The following is a 19,258-nucleotide window of genomic DNA, read 5'->3' on the forward strand; positions in this document are numbered from 1 at the left end:
GCGCGTGTTGTCGTGCTCGCGTGCGTTCAGGCGACGGCGTTTTCGCTCGCGGAATGCTTGGCCTTCTGGTGCTGGCGAATGAAGTCGCGCAACTGCGGGTAGATGATGGTGCGCCAGCGGCGGCCCGAGAAGATGCCGTAGTGGCCGCACTTTTCGGCGGTGAGGTGATGCTTGTCCGCTTCGGGAATGCCCGTGCAGAGGTCGTGCGCGGCACGCGTCTGGCCCGAGCCCGAAATGTCGTCGAGCTCGCCTTCGATCGTGAGCAGGGCCGTGGTGCTGATGTCCTGCGGGCGCACGCGCTCGCCGGACACGTCCCATGTGCCCTCCGCGAGGCGGAACTCCTGGAACACGGTCTGGATCGTCTCCAGGTAGTACTCGGCGGCCATGTCGAGTACGGCGTTGTATTCGTCGTAGAACTGGCGATGCGCTTCGGCATCCTCTTCGTCGCCGCGCAGGAGGCTCTTGTAGAAGTCCCAGTGCGAGGCGGCGTGGCGGCTCGGATTCATCGCGACGAAGCCCGCGTGCTGCAGGAAGCCCGGGTACACCTCGCGCCCCTCGCCCGGATAATTCGCCGGCACCGGATGGATCACGTTGTTCGCAAACCATTCGTGGGAGTGCTCGGTGGCGAGCGAGTTGACCGAAGTGGGGCTGCGGCGCGCGTCGATCGGGCCGCCCATCATCGTCATCGTGAGCGGCGTGTCCTCGCCGCGGCTCGCCATCAGCGAAATCGCCGCGAGCACGGGCACGGTGGGCTGGCACACCGAGATCACGTGCAGGTTCCTCGCGCCGATATGGCGGATGAATTCCTGGATGTACGCGACGTAGTCGTCGAGGTGGAACGGGCCGGCTTCGAGCGGCACCATGCGCGCGTCGATCCAGTCGGTGATGTACACCTTGTGGTCCTGCAGCAGCGTGCGCACGGTGTCGCGCAGCAGCGTGGAGTGGTGGCCCGAAAGCGGGGCGCACAGGAGCACCGCGGGCTCGTCCTTGAGCGTGGTGACGGCGTGGCTGTCGTCGGCGTAGCGCTTGAAGCGCAACAGGCGGCAGAACGGCTTTTCGACGATTGTTTGTTCGACGATGGGAATGTTGAAGCCGTCTTTCGTGATCTGGCGGATGTTGAACTCGGGCTTTTCGTAATCCTTGCCGAGCCGGTAGATCAGCTCGTAGCCGGCGGCGAGGCGGGTGGCGCCCGGCACGAGGGAGAACGGGCTGGCCGGGTTCGAGAAGGACTTCGAGGCGGCCTGGGCCCAGGCCGTCAGCGGGCTCAGCAAAGCGCGCTGAAATTCACGGATTTGGTAGAGCATGGACGCTCCAGCATCATGGGGTGATTCGCACCGGGGCACGCAACGCTTACGCAGCGCAATATCGGGACGACGGGTTTGGGGGAAAATCGCTTCGGAAAAATCAGACAAATGGCTCGCGCCGCCCGGCAACCGAGGTCTAACACATCGGACCCCATATTGTTGTGCGGCGCAACAAGCATAGTGTAACGCACCTCCATGAAAGCCGATCGCTGCGTCAGGGCGCCGCAACAGTTTCGAATTCCGCCGACACGCCCGTGTACGGCGGATGGCCCGTTTCCTTCGCCATTTCCTGCTCGTGGCGCATGAGATTGAGTCCCGTGTGCACCAGCGCCACGTGCGAGAACGCCTGCGGGAAATTACCCACCAGCCGGCCCGCTATCGGGTCGTACTCCTCGGCGAGCAGCCCGACGTCGTTCGCGAGCGAGAGGAGCCGCTCGTACATGCGGCGCGCGTCGTCCATGCGGCCCAGCAGCGCGAGGTTGTCGACCATCCAGAAGCTGCACGCGAGGAAGGTGCCTTCGCCGGGCGGCAGGCCGTCGTTGAATTCGGTGGTGCGGTAGCGCATGACGAAGCCTTCGCACATCAGGTCGCGCTCGATGGCCGCGACGGTGCCCGCGATACGCGGGTCCGAGGCGGGCAGGAAGCCCACGAGCGGCATGAGCAGGAGGCTCGCGTCGAGCTCGGTGCCGTCGTAGACCTGCGTGAAAGTATTGAGCGTCGTGTTGAAGCTGCGCGCGCAGATGGTCTCGTGGATCGTGTCGCGCAGCCCGCGCCAGTGATCGAGCGGGCCCGGAAGCTCGAACTTTTCCGCCGACTTGACCGCGCGGTCGAACGCCACCCAGGCCATCACCTTCGAGAACGTGAAGTGCTGGCGGCCGCCGCGCGTTTCCCAGATGCCCTCGTCGGGTTTGGTCCAGATGGTTTCGAGGTGTTCGAGCATCGCGCATTGGATCGACCACGCCGTGTCGTCGGCCTGCAGCCCGCCCACGCGCGCGAGGTGCAGCGCGTTCATCACTTCGCCATAAACGTCGAGCTGCAACTGCCCCACCGCGTTGTTGCCGATGCGCACGGGCGCGGAGTTTTCGTAGCCGGGCAGCCAGTCCACTTCGAACTCGGGCAGGCGCCGCTCGCCCGCGATGCCGTACATGATCTGCAACTGCGATGGCGAGCCCGCCATCACGCGGCCAAGCCATGCGCGCCAGGCGCGCGCCTCGTCGTAGTAGCCCCCGCGCATCATGGCGAGCAGCGTGATCGTGGCGTCGCGCAGCCAGCAATAGCGGTAGTCCCAGTTGCGCGTGCCCCCGAGCTGCTCGGGCAGCGACGTGGTGGGCGCGGCGACGATGCCGCCCGTGGGCTCGTAGGCGAGCGCCTTGAGCGTGATGAGCGAGCGGCGGATCGGTTCGGCCCAGCGGCCCTCGACGGTGCTGCGCGCGGACCACTCGGACCAGAAGTTCTCGGTGCGCGCGAGCGCCGTGAACGGATCGCGCGGCGGCGGCAGCCGCAGATGCGAGGCGGCATAGGCCAGCGAGAACGGCACGCGTTCGCCTTCCTTCACCTCGAACTGCGCGACCGTGCGCATGTTTTCGCCCTGCAGGTCGACGGGCGTGCGCAGCACGACGGTGTCCGGGCCGACCGTCGCCTTGATGCCGCTCTCGTAGGTGAGACGGCTCACCCACGGCACCGAAAAGCCGTAGTCGAAGCGCAGCACCAGCTCGGTCTGCATGCGCACGGTTCCGCGCCGGCCCACCACGATGCGAACGAGTTCCGACCAGCCGTTGCCGGGCGGCATGAAGTCGATCAGCGTGACGGCGCCATCCGGTGTCTCGAAATCGGTTTCGAGGATCAGCGTCTCGCCACGGTAGCGGCGCGTGGTTTTGATCTCGACGCCATCGTCGACGACGGGGGCGACGACCCAGCGGCCGTTGTCCCCGGTGCCGAGCAGCGCGGCAAAGCACGCGCCGGAGTCGAAGCGCGGCCAGCAGAGCCAGTCGATCGAGCCGGCGCGGGAAACGAGCGCGGCCGTATGGCCGTCGCCGATCAGAGCATAGTCTTCAATGGGTGCAGGCATGGTAAGCAATTTGACAGCTTCCGGACGATTCGGCAGCGAGTCCGATAGCGGGTTTAACGGCAGATTTCACGCACAAGATTAGTGGGTGCGAGCCTGCTCGCGCAACGCGTTTTATTGCAAGGGGGCCGGTCCCCGAGCCGCGGGGCGCCGAGGGCGATGCATCCGGGGCGATCAGAGGTGGCCGTTCGTGCCGAAGAGGCCCACGAGGCCGATGATGATCAGGTAGAGCGCGACAATGTAGTTGAGCAGGCGCGGGGCGGCGAGGATCAGGATGCCTGCGATCAGCGAGGCGAGGGGACCGATGGCGAGATGGACGTTCATGTTTCCTCCCTGGTTTCTTCCTTGCAGCGGGTCACGCGCGGCGCGCGGGCGCCGAACCTTTCTTATACTGGGCCGAAATCCTTCAGAACATGGCGCGCACGCACGATGATTGCGCCGCTTTCAGACTCACAAGAAAAAGGAGATCGACATGTCCCAGCGCCCAGCATCCGCATACCGCATGCCTGGCCTTTCCCGTCCACTCGGCCCGCGTCCGCGCGGGCTGCTTCGATCGCTCGCCAAGGGCCTCGTCATCATGGTTTCCATCGCCGCCACGCACGCCTTCGCGCAGTCGTCGCCTGCCGCCGCGCCGGCGGACGGGGTCTACGACCTGATCGTCGGGACCTATACGGGCGGCAAGAGCGAGGGGCTGTACGTCTACCGCTTCGACACGAAAACCGGCGATGCGACCCAGGTGAGCGCCGCGAAGACCGTGAATCCGTCCTACCTCGTCGTGAGCCGCGACCGGCGCTTCGTTTATGCCGTGAACGAACTGCCCGGCGACAACGGGCCGGCCTCGCTGCGCGGCGACGTGAGCGCGTTCGGCTTCGATCCCGCGAGCGGCCAGCTCACGTTCCTCGACAAGGTGTCGTCCGAGGGCAACGACCCGTGCTACCTGAGCCTCTCGCCGGACGGCAAGTATCTGTTCGTCGCGAACTATTCGGTCGCTGCCGATCCGGGCGGCAGCTTCGCCGTGCTGCCCATCGAAGCGGACGGCAAGCTGGGCACGGCCGTACTCACCGTCCACCACGAAGGCGGCGGTCCCGTGAAGGGGCGCCAGGACAATGCGCACGTGCATTCCACGGTGTTTTCGCCGGACGGCCGCTTCCTCTTCGTCCAGGATCTCGGCGCCGACAAGGTCTACGCCTATCGCTACACGCCGGACGGTAGCCGCGGCCTCGTCGGGCCGACCGAATGGCGCTATACCGACATGAAGGCCGGCAGCGGGCCGCGCCATCTGGTGTTCGGCAACGACGGCCGACACGCGTATCTCACGAGCGAGCTGGCGGGCACGGTCAGCGTTTTGAGCTATCGCGACGGCCATCTCGCCGTGGAACAGATCGAGACGCTCGCCGCGCCGGGCTTCAAGGGCAAGGTAGGCGCCGCCGCGCTGCATCTGTCGCCGGACGGCCGCTTCCTTTACGTCTCGAATCGCGGCGACGCCAACGACATCTCGATCTTCGCCGTCGACGCAAGCACCGGCAAGCTCAGACGCGTGGGGCGCCAGGCGAGCCTTGGCGGGTCGCCGCGCGAGTTCGCGATCGATCCCACCGGGCATTGGCTGATTGTCGGCAACCAGAACAGCGATACGGCCTATGTGTTCCGCCGCGATCCGCAGACGGGGCTGCTCGGGCCGGATCCGAAGCGGCTCGATATCGGCTCGCCGGTCGACTTCAAGTTCGTGGCGCCGTGAGTTCGGGCGGCGTGCGCCCGCCGGGGCGCACGCCGCTATGAACGCTTATTCCGGCTGGCCGGGCACGAGCACCTCGCGGCTGCCGTTGATGCCCATCGGCGAGACGAGCCCCGCCGCTTCCATCTGCTCGACGAGGCGCGCCGCGCGGTTATAGCCGATGCGCAGTTGCCGTTGCACCGACGAAATCGACGCGCGCCGCGTGCGCACGACGAAGGCGACGGCCTCGTCGTAGAGCGGATCGGCTTCGGCCTCGGGGGCGTCGCCAAAGAGGTCCTGCGGCGAGCCTTCGCTGGCGGGGCCGTCGAGGATGCCTTCCACGTACTCCGGCTCGCCGAACTGCTTCAGGTACTCGACCACGGCGTGCACTTCCTCGTCGGCCACGAACGCGCCATGCACGCGCTGCGGATAGCCCGTGCCGGGCGGCAGGAACAGCATGTCGCCCTGGCCTAGCAGCGATTCGGCACCCATCTGGTCGAGGATCGTGCGCGAGTCGATCTTCGAGGACACCTGGAACGCCACGCGCGTCGGAATGTTGGCCTTGATGAGGCCCGTGATGACGTCCACGGAAGGGCGCTGGGTCGCGAGGATCAGGTGGATGCCCGCGGCGCGCGCCTTCTGCGCGAGACGCGCGATCAGTTCTTCGATCTTCTTGCCGGCCACCATCATGAGGTCGGCGAGCTCGTCGATCACGACCACGATCATCGGCAGCGGCGAGAGCGGCTCGGGAGCGTCGGGCGTGAGCGAGAACGGATTGCCGATCTTCTTCTCCTGGGCCTCGGCGTCGCGGATCTTCTGGTTGAAGCCCGCGAGGTTGCGCACGCCCACGGCCGACATCAGCCGGTAGCGCTTTTCCATTTCGCCCACGCACCAGTTGAGCGCGTTGGCGGCGAGCTTCATGTCGGTGACCACGGGTGCGAGCAGATGCGGAATGCCTTCGTAGACCGAAAGCTCCAGCATCTTCGGATCGATCATGATGAGCCGCACGTCCTCGGGCGTCGCCTTGTAGAGGAGCGAGAGGATCATCGCGTTGATCGCGACGGACTTGCCCGAGCCCGTCGTGCCCGCAACGAGCATGTGCGGCGCCTTGGCGAGGTCGGTGACGATCGGATGGCCGACGATGTCCTTGCCCATCGCGAGCGTGAGTCTCGACTGCGAGCGCTCGTAGGGCACCGATTCGAGTATCTCCGAGAGGCGGATCGTCTGGCGGCGCGCGTTGGGCAATTCGAGGCCCATGCAGGTCTTGCCGGGAATCGTTTCGACGACGCGGATCGACGTGAGGCCGAGGCCGCGCGAGAGATCCTTCATGAGGCCGACGATCTGGCTGCCGCGCACGCCGAGCGCGGGCTCGACTTCGAAGCGGGTAATGACCGGGCCCGCCGAGGCGCCGACCACCGTGACCGGCACCTTGAACTCCTGGAGACGCTGCTCGATGAGCTGGCTCGTTTCGGCGAGCTTCTGCTCGGAAACGGGCTCGATTTCCGACGACGCGCGTTCCAGCAGGTCGAGGCCCGGCAGATCGACGGCGGAGGCCGCGAGCGGCTGGAATTCGAAGCTCGCCGGCGCGTGGCCGCGTACTGGCTGCCGCGAGGCGAGGTCGGGCGCGGGGGCGGCGGCAGGTGCGATGGACACGATGGGGGCGACCGGCGGCGGCTCGATGAATGCCGATGGCGTGTCCGGTGCGGTCAGCGGCTGTACCTGCACGGTGACGGGAGCCGGGTCCCAGGGCGCGACGGGCGGGAGCCCGGTTGCCGCAAAGGCGGGCGCCGAGAGTGCCGGAGCAGTCTGCGCGTGAGCGATAGCCGGCGCGATAAACGCGATGTCCGGCGCTTTGGCTACGGGCGACGTGGGTTCGGCGTTCTCGGGACCGGGGTCGTGCGTTTCGGCGAGCGAGGGTGCAGGGACTTCGGCGGGAGGCGGCGCCGTCACTTGCCAGTCAAACGTGTTCGCACCGATCACGTCTGATGCAACGTGCGGCGCGGTTGGCGTGACGGTAGCGGTCGGTTGAGCGTCATCGGCCATGCGCGGGAAGCGCACGATATTCGAACCGTCCGACGTCGCTCTTTCAGGCGCGGGGGCGATCCGGACCGCCGGTTCGGCCTCTGTGTCTTCATCGATCGCAAACTCGTGGGCGATCGGCGTGGCGTCATGGATGCGTGCTGACTCTGACTGGGCGACCGGCTCCGGCGGGTCTTGCGGAACGGGGTCGAGCGTCTGAACGGCCTCCTCGGCGGGCTCGGATGCGGACGGCGCGTCGTCGTCCAGCAGGATCCACGGCGCGAGGCCATGCTCGTTTCCGGACCACGCTGGTTCGACGAATTCGGGGGGCGGCGTCTCAGCCGCTTGTGCGGCGGCCGCCAATGGCGCGAGTGGCGGAGTCGGCGCGTCGGCCTGTGCCGTTTCGGGCACAAGAAGCGCATCGTGGATCGACACCGGCACGTTCTCGTGCGCTGCGAGCGAGGGGATTGTGTTGGCGGTGGCCGTGTCGGCGCTCGCGGCGACACTTTCTCGCGGCTCGTCAGGCGTGGGTGCGCCGGACGCGGGTGCGGCGTCGGCCGGGACAGCGGGCAAGTCAGGGACGAACGATGGCGCTGCCTCGAAAGACGGCATAACGGGTACCGCCGCCATGCTTTGTGCGCCGATGCCCGGGAGTGCGTCGGGCGCAAGCGCAGGGTGATCTCGCCATACGGGCACCGGGCGTTCGGTTGGCACGTGGGCTTCGACGGCGGCAGACGCTGACGATGGCGCGGCCACGGGCGCTTCGGCCATGGGCTCCGGCGCGGCCACCGCGGGCCGTGCGTCGTGCCTGCTGATGTCGTCCGCAACCGCAGCGGCGTTTCTCGCCCCTGCCGTGCTTTCGTCCATGCCGTTGCGCCGCGCGAGGCTCGCGCCGGCGAGCTGTGTCCAGCGCGCGGCGTTTTCCTCGATCGAGCGCAGCGTTTCGAGCACGCTTGTCGGGAGCGGCTCGCGCGCATCGGACGGCGCCGGGGCCGCGGGGCGCGGCGAGAGCGGAGTGGCCGTGTGCATGCGTGCCGCCAGCGAGCCGGTGGGCGCCCGCGTTACGTTGCGCGTGGACGGTGTCGGCCAGACGAACGGACGCGGGGGCTTCGGCCGCGGCGCGAGCGGCGCGCTGGCCGCCGCGCGTGCGGCCGTGCTGCCCGCGACCGGCGGCGGAGCGCTGCGGCGCGTCGGCGCCGGGCTGGCGAACGGCGAAATCAGCGGATCGAGCGCCGTGGCGGTCGTGGCGGCAAAGCCGCGCGCGGCTGCGCTGGCGGCTGCGGCAGCCTGCGCCTGCTGTACTGCCGCCGATGCCGATGACGCAATCGGGCGCGCGCCCGGCAGGGGGGTACGGGCCGTGTCGGCGCGCCAATCGGCCAGACCCGCGGTCTGGTTCGTGGTTGGCCGGACCGGTGCTGGCGCGGCGGGCGGTATCCCGGGCGGCGCGGGGGGCGTCGCCGGTCGGCGCGCGTCGAAAGGCGACGCGGTCGACGCAGCGGTCCGTGCCGCAGTGGTCACCGGTTCGCCTAGCCATCCGTCGGGCACGATCGGTTCGGTACGCGACAATGCAGGCGTCGCGCGGGCGTTGCCCGGGAGGCTCGGTTCGGCGCGCCAGGTGGCTGGCGCCGGGCGCTCCGGCGCGTTATTCGTGTTACTCGCGCTAGCCGCTCCCGTCACGGAGGCCGGCGTGGCGCGCGCGCCGGCCGCGGGCGGCCGCCACGCAGTCGGTCGCCGGCGGCGCGAACCGTCCAGCGTGGGCTGCGTATCGAGGGTGTTCACGCCTGCCATGCCTTGTGGCACACCAGGCTCGTCGGGAACTGCACGGCGGCTGCGCGGCGCGGCGGCGCTGTCGCCGTCCCGGCGGCGTGCGCGCAGGTTCAGGCCGAGCCCGAGCGACAGGTCCGCCCAGACCAGTACATCGCGCCAATGAAAATCGATGAACCAGGGCAGGCTAACGAGGAAGAGGCCCGTCATGGCGAGCGCCATGCCCGCGCGGCCGGCGAGCCTGCCGGGCCACGACGCGAGCGCATGCCCGAGCGCGTCGAACCCGGCGACGTCGACGAGCATCGCTTCGAGCGTGCAACTCGCGGCGAGCACGCCGAAAAAGCCGAGCCAGAGCCGGATCGTGCCCGGTCCGCGCAAGCCAGCGCCGCCCGGCAGCGCGGCCCTGACGAGACGCCAGATCAGGGGGACGAACCAGATGGACGAGGCGCCGAACCAGCCAGGAACTACCGTGTGCATGCCAAAGATCTACGTAGGGGAAAAGTGCAACGCGTCGAGTGTAACGTTTCGGCCCGCTCGGGCCGAATCGCGGGCTGCCAAAGCGCCACGTCTACCTCGACGCAAGGGGGGCCGCGCGCCGTCAACCCCGGCGCAAGCGATGAAGCGGTGGCGCTGCCGTGGCATGGCGCCGCTGGCGTCGGGCTGGCCGCTCACTGTCCCGGCTGCCCGGCGCCCGCGTCGCCGGCCGGATGCGTGAAGGTGAGGCGGTCGCCGTTATCGAGGATGACGAAGAGCGCCTGCGGCGCGCGCATCTCCACGCCTGTACGGGAAATATGCGTGAGGGCGTCGAGGTACGCGCCTTCGATGTCGCCGCCCGCGCCAACACATGCCATGCGTGTGGCCGCGAGCGGCCCGAACGAAAGCAGGCCGTTCTTGAGGGTGTAGCTGCCGGAGTAGCGGTTGCAGCCCGAGAAACCGCTTGCGCGGCGCTGGCCGGTGGCCGCCGAGAGATCGAGCGTGATTGCCCGCGCGTTCGGCGCGGCGCTGCTGGCGGCTGCCGAGGCGGCCGACGCGACAGAGGTATCGGCGGCGCCCGGCAGCGCGCGCAGCGTGCCGTCGGCCTTTTTCCACTCGGCGAGTTGCCACTGCGTGTTGTCGAGCAGTTGCGTCGTGGCGGGCGTAAACGGATCGGGCGGCGGCGCGGATGAGTCCTGGTGGACCGGCATCTTGCAGGCGGCCAGCATCAGGGCGGCCCCGAGGGGCACCATGAGGGGCGCCACGCGCGACGCGATCCATCCCGCGTGCAGGCGCACGTTGCGCTCGGAAGGGCGCCCGCCGGGGCGCGCGCTCAAACGGATGGGCATCGCATGGGTCCTCTCGTTCTCGTAAACGGCAAAAAAAGCGGCAAAAAACGGCGAAGGCGTAAGCGTAACGCAGTAGTGGCGCTGCATGCGAGCGCAAACGTTGAATCGCGTGCGTCTGCGCGGCTTTTCGGGTTCGCGCGCATGCACCGTGACGGCCGGGTCGCATGTTAACATCGGCGCTCTTTCGCATCGTGCAACACCGTCATTCCGGAGACATCATGGAGACCCTGCAAACGGCGCAACGCATCGGCACGCCGCTTTCCGCCTCGGCCACGCGCGTCATGCTGCTCGGCGCCGGCGAACTGGGCAAGGAAGTGATCATCGCGCTGCAGCGCCTCGGCGTCGAAGTGATTGCCGTGGACCGCTACGAGAACGCGCCGGGACATCAGGTCGCGCATCGCGCGCACGTGATTGACATGGCCGATCCGCAGGCGCTGCGCGCACTCATCGACGCCGAGCGTCCGCACCTCGTCGTGCCCGAGATCGAGGCGATCGCCACCGACGCGCTCGCGGCGGTCGAATCCGAAGGCGTGGCCGAAGTGATTCCCACCGCGCGCGCCACGCAGCTCACGATGAACCGCGAGGGCATCCGGCGCCTCGCCGCCGAGGAACTCGGCCTGCCCACGTCGCCGTACGCGTTCGCCGACTCGCTCGACGAACTGAAGGCGGGCATCGCGAAGGTGGGCTATCCGTGCGTGGTGAAGCCGGTGATGTCGTCGTCGGGCAAGGGGCAGTCGGTGGTGAAGAGCGAAGCCGACGTGGAGCGGGCATGGCAGTACGCGCTCGCGGGCGCCCGCGTGAATCGCGGCCGCGTGATCGTCGAGGGCTTCATCAACTTCGACTACGAGATCACCTTGCTCACCGTGCGCGCGATCGACCCCGCGAGCGGCCTGGTTCAGACGTATTTCTGCGATCCGATCGGCCATCTGCAGGTGGACGGCGACTACGTGGAATCGTGGCAGCCGCAGCCGATGAGCGCGAAGGCCCTGGAGCGTTCGCGCGAGGTTGCGCACAAGGTCACTGCGGCGCTGGGCGGGCGCGGTCTCTTCGGCGTAGAGCTGTTCGTGCGCGGCGACGATGTGTGGTTCTCGGAAGTGAGCCCGCGTCCGCACGATACGGGGCTCGTCACGCTCGCGTCGCAGCGCTTTTCGGAGTTCGAGCTGCATGCGCGCGCGATCCTCGGCCTGCCCGTCGACACGACGGCGCGTGCGCCGGGCGCCTCGGCGGTGATCTACGGCGGGCTCGAAGCGCGCGGCATCGCTTTCGAAGGGGTGGCGCAGGCGCTGGCGGTGCCGGGCGCGGACCTGCGCCTCTTCGGCAAGCCGGAGAGCTTCGTCAAGCGCCGCATGGGCGTGGCGCTCGCGAGCGGCGCTGATATCGACGAGGCGCGCACGCGTGCCCGCGCCGCGGCGGCGGCCGTGCGGCCCGTACCGGCCAAGGCAGTCGAGGCGGCGGATCTCCCCTGAGGAAAGCGGTCACACCTGGAGGACACGATGAGAATCGCCCCGTTTGCCGCCCGTACGGTCCACGCCGCGCTGCTGGCCGTCGCTGGCCTCGCCGCTGCCGCGGCAGTTTCCGCCGCGCCGTTGAGCGTAGGCGAGATCCAGACGCAGATGCGCCACACGTACAGCTACACCTGCGCGAACGGCAAGACCTTCAAGGTTTCCTACCTCAACGCGAAGAACGGCCAGAGCTTCGCGGTCGTGCCGGTGGCGGGGCGCAGCCTGCTGTTCGTCGCCACCCTCGCGGCTTCGGGCGTGAAGTACCAGGCCGATCGCTATACGTGGTGGACCAAGGGCCCGCGCGCCGATCTCTACGACGCGATGGCGGGCGAAAACGCCGCGCCCGTGCTCGCGGGCTGCGCGACGATCATGCGCTAGGCGCGCCCCTGCCGCCGCAGCCCGCGCTCCGCGGGCACCGGCGCCTCGCTGCCCGCGTCACGGCGGAAAATCCTCGACGGTAGTACGCTGTCGGGCATTGTCTGTCCCCGTTCGCGAGGTAGTCGATGAAGGCATCGGATCTGTTCGTCAAAGCGCTCGAGGCCGAAGGCGTCGAGTACGTGTTCGGGATTCCCGGCGAGGAAAACCTCGATCTGCTCGAATCGCTGCGGCGCTCGAACATCCGCCTGATCGTCACGCGCCACGAGCAGGCCGCCGGTTTCATGGCCGCCACCTACGGGCGGCTCACCGGCCGCACCGGCGTATGTCTCGCCACGCTCGGCCCCGGCGCGACCAATTTCGTCACGGCCGCGGCCTACGCGCAGCTCGGCGGCATGCCGATGCTGATGGTCACGGGGCAAAAGCCCATCAAGTCGAGCAAGCAGGGCCACTTCCAGATCGTCGACGTCGTGCGCATGATGGAGCCGCTCACGAAGTACGCGCGCCAGATCGTCTCCATCGGCAATATCCCGGCGCTTGTGCGCGAGGCGTTTCGCCAGGCGGAGCAGGAGCGTCCGGGCGCCGTGCATCTGGAGCTGCCCGAGGACGTGGCCGACGAAGAGGGCGACGGCAAGCCCATCCCGAAGAGCTATAGCCGCCGGCCGGTTGCCGAGGAAAAGGCCGTCGCGCATGCGGTGGCGGCGATCTGCTCGGCGCGCTATCCCGTTCTCATGATCGGCGCGGGCGGCAACCGCAAGACCACGCGCAACGTGCTGCGCGAGCTGGTGGACGCCACCGGCATCCCGTTCTTCACCACGCAGATGGGCAAGGGCGTGATCGACGAATCGCACCCGCTGTGGCTCGGCAACGCCACGCTTTCCGACGGCGACTTCGTCCACCGCGCGATCGAGCATGCCGACTGCATCATCAACGTCGGCCACGACGTCATCGAAAAACCGCCGTTCTTCATGCGCAGCTCCGATGCGAGGACCGTGATCCACGTGAACTTTCTCGGCGCGGAAGTCGATCCGGTGTACTTCCCGCAGATCGAGGTGGTGGGCGACATCGCCAACGCCGTGTGGCAGATGAAGGAGAGCCTGAAGACGCGCGAACACGCGTGGGACTTCACGCGCTTCGAGGAAATCAAGCGCCATTTCGACGCCCATCTCGCCAAGGGGCAGCACGATCCGCGCTTTCCGATCTATCCCGTGCGGCTCGTGCACGACGTCTACGAGACCATGCCCGAGGACGGCATCCTGTGCCTCGACAACGGCATGTACAAGATCTGGTTCGCGCGCTACTACCGCGCCCACGAGCCGAATTCGCTGCTGCTCGACAACGCGCTCGCCTCGATGGGCGCGGGGTTGCCTTCGGCGATCGCCACGAAGATCGTGCATCCCGAGCGGCGCGTGATGGCCGTGTGCGGCGACGGCGGTTTCATGATGAACTCCCAGGAGCTGGAGACGGCCGTGCGCCTGAAGCTCGACCTCGTCGTGCTGCTGTTGCGCGACGACGCGTTCGGCATGATCCGCTGGAAGCAGGAAAACATGAACTTCCCCGATTACGGCATGACGCTGCAGAACCCGGACTTCGTCGCCTACGCGCAGAGCTACGGTGCGTTCGGCCACCGCGTGCAGGCCGCGGACGAGCTCGCGCCGCTTCTCGAACAGTGCTTCGCGACGCCGGGCGTGCATGTGATCGACGTGCCGATCGACTACACCGACAACGAGCGCGTGCTGAACCGCGAGATCAAGCGGCTTTCCGCGCAGCTCTGACTTCACGGAGCCCCGTCATGCTGAAACCGACCTACCCGTACTATCTCGCGAACGTCGCGGTAGCGGCGAACACCGACCTCGAAGTCACCGACAAGTACAGCGGCGAGGTCGCCACCCGCGTCGCGCTCGCCGATGCGAAGGCGATCGATCAGGCGATCGCCGCTGCCGAGGCGGCCATGCCCGCGATGCGCGCGTTCCCGCCCTTCAAGCGTCAGGCGGTGCTCGACCACTGCGTCGCGCGCTTTCGCGAACGCTTCGACGAGCTCGCGATGGCGCTGTGCATCGAGGCGGGCAAGCCGATCAACGACTCGCGCGGCGAGGCCACGCGCCTCATCGACACGTTCCGCGTCGCCGCCGAGGAGTCGGTGCGCATCGATGGCGAGATCGTCAACCTCGAAATCTCGGCGCGCGCGAAGGGTTATCACGGCTACGTGAAGCGCGTGCCGATCGGGCCGTGCTCGTTCATCTCGCCGTTCAACTTCCCGCTCAATCTCGCGGCGCACAAGGTCGCGCCCGCGCTCGCGGCCGGCGTGCCGTTCGTGCTCAAGCCCGCTAGCCGCACGCCGGTGGGCGCGCTCATCATCGGCGAGGTGCTGGCGGAAACCGACCTGCCGAAGGGCGCGTTCTCGATCCTGCCGGCCCACCGCGACGGCGCGGATCTTTTCACCACCGACGAGCGCTTCAAGCTGCTCTCATTCACGGGCTCGCCCGCAGTCGGTTGGGACCTGAAGGCGAAGGCGGGCAAGAAGAAGGTGGTGCTGGAGCTGGGCGGCAACGCGGCGGCTGTCGTCGACGCGGACCAGGGCGGCAAGCTCGACTATGTGGTGGATCGACTCGCGTTCGGTGCGTACTACCAATCGGGGCAAAGCTGCATCGGTGTGCAGCGCATTCTCGTGCACGCCTCGATCTACGACGCGCTGCGCGAGAAGCTGATCGCGAAGACGAAGTCGCTGAAAATGGGCGACCCGAAGGACGAAAAGACTTTCGTGGGGCCGATGATCTCGGAGTCGGAGTCGAAACGCCTCGCGGGCTGGATGGAGGCGGCGGTGCTGGCGGGCGCGAAGATCATCGCGGGCGGCAAGGTGGACGGCGCGATGTTCGAGGCGACGCTGCTGGAGAACGTGGGCCGCGACACCGATCTCTACCGCCGCGAGGCGTTCGGACCGGTGGCGATCCTCGAGAGTTTCGACGATTTCGGCGAGGCTTTGAAGGTCGTCAACGACAGCGATTTCGGCCTGCAGGCGGGCGTGTTCACCGATTCGCTCGCGAACGCCCATCGCGCCTGGGACACGCTCGAAGTGGGAGGCGTGGTGATCAACGATATTCCGTCATTTCGCGTCGATAACATGCCATATGGCGGCGTGAAGGATTCGGGGCTGGGGCGCGAGGGTGTGCGCTACGCCATCGAAGACATGACCGAACTGCGGCTGATGGTGATGCGCGAGACGTGGTGAGGGCGCGGGCAGGTCTCGCCGCCGTCCCCTGCGGATATGTGGGGCCTGAACGTGCGCCCGGGCTGGGATGCCGAGGTTGATGCCGGCAGCCCGGAGCACCGCGAAAGCGGTCTGTCGCGCGCTGCCCGTGGGATTCATGTCGCAGTGCTACAATACCGCCCTTTCGGCGGGGGTACGCGTTGCTGCGCCTGTCTGCCTGACGGCCGAGCTGTGAGCGTGAGAAGCACCTTCAAGGTACCCCCGACCTTCGAGGCAATCCCGCGACCACCCCGAGGCCACCCCGGCCGTACGCCGGGTGACCTGCGCCGGGCGTACCACTTGCGACCCCCGGTGACCCGCGGCGACCCGCGATCTGTTGATACGGGTGGCGCAAATGCCACCGCGCCATGCGCCAAAGCGCCTTTATAGCGAAGCCACCATGTCCGACACCGACGTCAAGCCCAGCACTGCGACCTTCGACCAGTTCGGCCTTGCACCTGAAATTCTCAAGGCCATCAAGGACCAGGGCTACACGACGCCTACGCCGATCCAGGCGCAGGCGATTCCTGTCGTGCTCACGGGCCGCGACGTGATGGGCGCCGCGCAGACCGGCACCGGCAAGACCGCGAGCTTCTCGCTGCCGATCATCCAGCGCCTGTTGCCCGGCGCCAGCACGAGCGCCTCGCCCGCACGCCACCCGGTGCGCGCGCTGATCCTCACGCCCACGCGGGAGCTGGCCGACCAGGTCGCCGCCAACGTGCGCTCGTACGCCGTGCACACGCCGCTGCGCAGCGCCGTGGTGTTCGGCGGCGTGGACATGAATCCGCAGTCCGACGAATTGCGCCGCGGCGTCGAGATCCTGATCGCGACGCCGGGCCGTCTGCTCGACCACGTCCAGCAGAAGACCACGAATCTCGGCCAGGTGCAGATGCTCGTGCTCGACGAAGCCGACCGCATGCTCGACATGGGCTTCCTGCCGGACCTGCAGCGCATCATCAACCTGCTGCCGAAGGAGCGTCAGACGCTTCTGTTTTCGGCCACGTTCTCGCCCGAAATCAAGAAGCTCGCCTCGACCTATCTGCGTTCGCCGCAGACCATCGAGGTCGCGCGCAGCAATTCGACGGCCACCAACGTCACGCAGATCGTGTATGAGGTGCCCGAGGGCGACAAGACTGGCGCCGTCGTCCAGCTGATCCGCGATCGCGGCCTGAAGCAGGTGATCGTGTTCTGCAACAGCAAGATCGGCGCGAGCCGTCTCGCGCGCCTGATCGAGAAGCAGGGCATCGTCGCGACGGCGATTCACGGCGACCGTTCGCAGAGCGAGCGCATGCAGGCGCTCGACGCCTTCAAGCGCGGCGAGATCGAGGCGCTCGTCGCGACCGACGTGGCCGCGCGCGGCCTCGACATCGCCGAACTGCCGGCCGTCATCAACTTCGACCTGCCGTTCAACGCGGAAGACTACGTGCACCGTATTGGCCGTACGGGCCGCGCGGGCGCCTCGGGCGACGCGCTCTCGCTGTGCAGCCCGAGCGAGAAGAAGCAGCTTGCCGACATCGAAAAACTCATCAAGCGTCCGCTCACCGTGGAGCGGCTCACCGTCGACACGCCCGTGCCGCATCACGAGAGCGGCAGCCGCGGCCGGCGCGAGCGGGACGGCTACGAAGGACGCGGCGAGCGTGCCGGCCATCGCCGCACGGCGTCGTTCGACCGGCCGCATCACCGCGCGCAGCCGGTCGACGAGTTCTTCCTGAAGCCCTATGAACCGTCGCCGAGCGCGCGCAAGGCCGCCGAAGACCAGCCGGCTGCGAACACCGGCGCGTCGCAGAAACCGCAGTCGAAACAGCCGCTCGCGGCGCTGCTGGGTGGCCTTGGGTCGGCGTGGCGCAACAAGCCTTCGTCGTCTTCGTCGAGCTGACGCGAGGCGTTGAGGGGTAAGGAAACGGCGTGCTTTGGGGCACGCCGTTTTGCATTTCTGGGCGGCGCTTTCAGCATCGCCGCGTTCAGGCCGCAGCGGACCGTTGCGCAAGCCTGCGCCGCCACGCGGCGATCGCATCGGCCTGGAACGCTTCGAGCGACGCTGGCGCCGGATCGTGCAAATCGAGTTCCAGATGCCGTGCGGCCGCAACGAGCGCATCGAGCGGCCGCGACGGGTCGAGCGGTTGCGCGCCAGTCTGCTTTGACAGTTTTTCGCCCTCGGCGTTGGTCACGACCGGCACGTGCAGCCAGGCGGGCGTTGGCACGCCGAGGCACTGCTGCAGCCAGATCTGCCGCGCCGTGGAGTCGAGCAGGTCCGCGCCGCGCACCACGTGCGTGATGCCTTGCTCGGCGTCGTCCACGACCACCGCCAACTGATAGGCCCACTGGCCGTCGGCGCGCAGCAACACGAAGTCGCCGACCTCGGTCGCCAGGTCCTGCGATTGCGGGCCTTGCCAGCGGTCGTCGAAGCGGATCGTGGCATCCGTATCGGCATCGTCCGGCACGCGCAGGCGCCAGGCCCGCGCGCGCTTGCCGTGCAGGCCGTCGCGGCAGGTGCCGGGGTAGATCAGCGTGGTGTTGCGCCGGTGGACGTGAAGTTGCGAATCGGCGATTTCCTTGCGCGTGCAGCCGCAAGGATAAACGTGGCCTGTCGCGAGCAGACGGTCCAGCGCCGCGCGGTAAAGATCGAGGCGCGCGCTCTGCCAGGCGGGCGCCTCGTCGGGGTGAAAGCCGAAGCGTTCGAGCGTCGCGAGAATGTCCTCGGCGGCGCCGGGTACCGTGCGTGGCTCGTCGATGTTCTCGATTCGCACGAGCCACGCGCCGCTATGTGCGCGCGCGTCGAGCCAGCTCGCGAGCGCCGAGACGAGCGAGCCGAAGTGCAGCGGGCCGGTGGGCGAGGGCGCGAAGCGGCCGCGGTACGTGCGATGGGAGCCGCTGCCTGCCGCCGTCACGCTCATGCCAACCCGGGCTTCACGCCGCCGCGTCGGCTTGTGCCGTTGCGCCGCCCTCATTGCGCGCCGGATGGCACGCCGGGCAGCTCTTGCCCGCGACGTAGAGCGACGAAGCCTGCTCGGCCGGCGTGACGATGGCGCGGCACGCAAAGCACTGCACCGTGTCGGTCGGTTCGAGCTCGGGGTTGAGCGCGGTGCGCTGGTCGAATACGAAGCAGTCGCCCGTGTAGTGCGCGCCGCCCACTTCCTCGAAATACTTGAGAATGCCGCCTTCGAGTTGATAGACGCTCTCGATCCCCACTTCCTTCATATGGATCGCGGCCTTTTCGCAGCGAATGCCGCCCGTGCAGAACGACACCACCGTCTTGCCTTCCAGATCCGCGCGGTTCGCCTCGATCACGCCGGGGAATTCGCTGAACTTGCTGATGCGGTAGTCGAGCGCACGCTCGAACGTGCCGACATCCACCTCGAAGGCATTGCGCGTATCGAGCATCACGACGGGGCGGCCTTCGTCGTCATGGCCGCGGTCGAGCCAGGTCTTGAGCGTGGCGGGCGCGACCGACGGCGCGCGACCCTCTTCGGGACGGATCGCGGGCTTCTTCATCGTGATGATCTCGCGCTTCAGGCGCACGAGCATGCGATTGAAGGGGCGGGTATCCGAGAAGCTTTCCTTGAACCGGAGCGTCGCGAACTTGCCTTCGAACAGCGGGTCGTGGTTGATGTAATCCATGAACGTGCGAACGGCAGCTTCCTCGCCGGCGACGAACAGGTTGATGCCTTCCGGCGCGAGCAGGATCGTGCCCCGCAAATCGAGCGACTTGCAGCGATCGAGGACTTGCGGGCGCCACTCGGCGGTCTTGTCGAGCGTCGCGAACTGGTAGGCGGAGAGATTGAGAATGGGCATGGCTTGAACCGGTAAAACCCGCCCGCCTGAAATCCGCGTTGGGGCGGCTTTGGACTTGCGTAAGGCGGCGGGCGCAATCCGCTATTATCCCTCAAGCGGGAACCCGGGGCGCCCGGCGGCGGTGCGAGCGTTTGACGCGGCAGCGAGTGCGGCGTTG

At 67.9% G+C, this 19,258-nt stretch carries 13 protein-coding genes; 6 read left to right on the forward strand and 7 right to left on the reverse strand.

Annotated features, from left to right (window positions below):
• Positions 1 to 26 precede the first annotated feature (26 nt).
• From V8683_RS17785 to V8683_RS17795, 3 genes are all read right to left on the reverse strand, one after another.
• A complete protein-coding gene (locus V8683_RS17785; protein WP_411190203.1) occupies positions 27 to 1,304 on the reverse strand; it encodes a polyhydroxyalkanoate depolymerase in 1,278 nt (425 codons plus the stop codon).
• A gap of 214 nt (positions 1,305 to 1,518) precedes the next feature.
• Positions 1,519 to 3,372 carry a glycoside hydrolase family 15 protein gene (locus tag V8683_RS17790; protein ID WP_411190201.1) on the reverse strand — a complete coding sequence of 618 codons (1,854 nt, stop codon included), beginning with the start codon at positions 3,370 to 3,372 and terminating at the stop codon, positions 1,519 to 1,521.
• 171 nt (positions 3,373 to 3,543) lie between these two features.
• Positions 3,544 to 3,693 carry a DUF3096 domain-containing protein gene (locus V8683_RS17795; RefSeq protein WP_411190200.1) on the reverse strand — a complete coding sequence of 50 codons (150 nt, stop codon included), beginning with the start codon at positions 3,691 to 3,693 and terminating at the stop codon, positions 3,544 to 3,546.
• A gap of 178 nt (positions 3,694 to 3,871) precedes the next feature.
• On the opposite strand from V8683_RS17795, the gene V8683_RS17800 reads away from it, so the two are divergent.
• Entirely contained in the window at positions 3,872 to 5,104 is a 1,233-nt protein-coding gene (locus tag V8683_RS17800; protein WP_411190585.1) for a lactonase family protein, read from the forward strand.
• A gap of 45 nt (positions 5,105 to 5,149) precedes the next feature.
• Here the strand turns inward: V8683_RS17800 and V8683_RS17805 are convergent, their stop codons facing one another.
• Together V8683_RS17805 and V8683_RS17810 are read right to left on the reverse strand one after the other, a co-directional pair.
• On the reverse strand, positions 5,150 to 9,340 hold the full coding sequence (locus tag V8683_RS17805; protein WP_411190198.1) for an FtsK/SpoIIIE family DNA translocase: 4,191 nt from the start codon (positions 9,338 to 9,340) through the stop codon (positions 5,150 to 5,152).
• A 191-nt stretch (positions 9,341 to 9,531) separates the two neighbouring features.
• Complete coding sequence (locus V8683_RS17810; protein ID WP_411190584.1) at positions 9,532 to 10,089, reverse strand: META domain-containing protein; 558 nt, start codon at positions 10,087 to 10,089, stop codon at positions 9,532 to 9,534.
• A 323-nt stretch (positions 10,090 to 10,412) separates the two neighbouring features.
• Between V8683_RS17810 and purT the strand changes: the two genes are divergently transcribed.
• The 5 genes from purT to V8683_RS17835 all read left to right on the forward strand — a co-directional run bounded on the left by purT (position 10,413) and on the right by V8683_RS17835 (position 17,185).
• The gene (gene purT, locus V8683_RS17815) at positions 10,413 to 11,651 is read left to right on the forward strand and encodes a formate-dependent phosphoribosylglycinamide formyltransferase (RefSeq protein ID WP_411190583.1); all 1,239 of its coding nucleotides are present in this window, start codon (positions 10,413 to 10,415) and stop codon (positions 11,649 to 11,651) included.
• Positions 11,652 to 11,678: 27 nt separating this feature from the next.
• Positions 11,679 to 12,065 (forward strand): MliC family protein, encoded by a 387-nt coding sequence (locus tag V8683_RS17820; protein ID WP_411190197.1) that lies wholly within the window; start codon positions 11,679 to 11,681, stop codon positions 12,063 to 12,065.
• Positions 12,066 to 12,190: 125 nt separating this feature from the next.
• Positions 12,191 to 13,837: an acetolactate synthase large subunit gene (locus tag V8683_RS17825; protein ID WP_411190195.1), complete on the forward strand. Its 1,647-nt coding sequence runs from the start codon at positions 12,191 to 12,193 to the stop codon at positions 13,835 to 13,837.
• Between the two features lie 17 nt (positions 13,838 to 13,854).
• A complete protein-coding gene (locus tag V8683_RS17830; RefSeq protein ID WP_411190193.1) occupies positions 13,855 to 15,291 on the forward strand; it encodes an aldehyde dehydrogenase family protein in 1,437 nt (478 codons plus the stop codon).
• Positions 15,292 to 15,709: 418 nt separating this feature from the next.
• Entirely contained in the window at positions 15,710 to 17,185 is a 1,476-nt protein-coding gene (locus V8683_RS17835) for a DEAD/DEAH box helicase (RefSeq protein WP_411190191.1), read from the forward strand.
• An 85-nt stretch (positions 17,186 to 17,270) separates the two neighbouring features.
• Here V8683_RS17835 and gluQRS read toward each other — a convergent pair whose 3' ends face one another.
• Positions 17,271 to 18,203 (reverse strand): tRNA glutamyl-Q(34) synthetase GluQRS, encoded by a 933-nt coding sequence (gene gluQRS, locus V8683_RS17840; RefSeq protein WP_411190189.1) that lies wholly within the window; start codon positions 18,201 to 18,203, stop codon positions 17,271 to 17,273.
• Positions 18,204 to 18,216: 13 nt separating this feature from the next.
• Positions 18,217 to 19,101: a sulfurtransferase gene (locus V8683_RS17845; protein ID WP_411190187.1), complete on the reverse strand. Its 885-nt coding sequence runs from the start codon at positions 19,099 to 19,101 to the stop codon at positions 18,217 to 18,219.
• Between the last annotated feature and the right edge of the window lie 157 nt (positions 19,102 to 19,258).

It is taken from the genome of Paraburkholderia sp. AV2 (genome assembly GCF_054968425.1).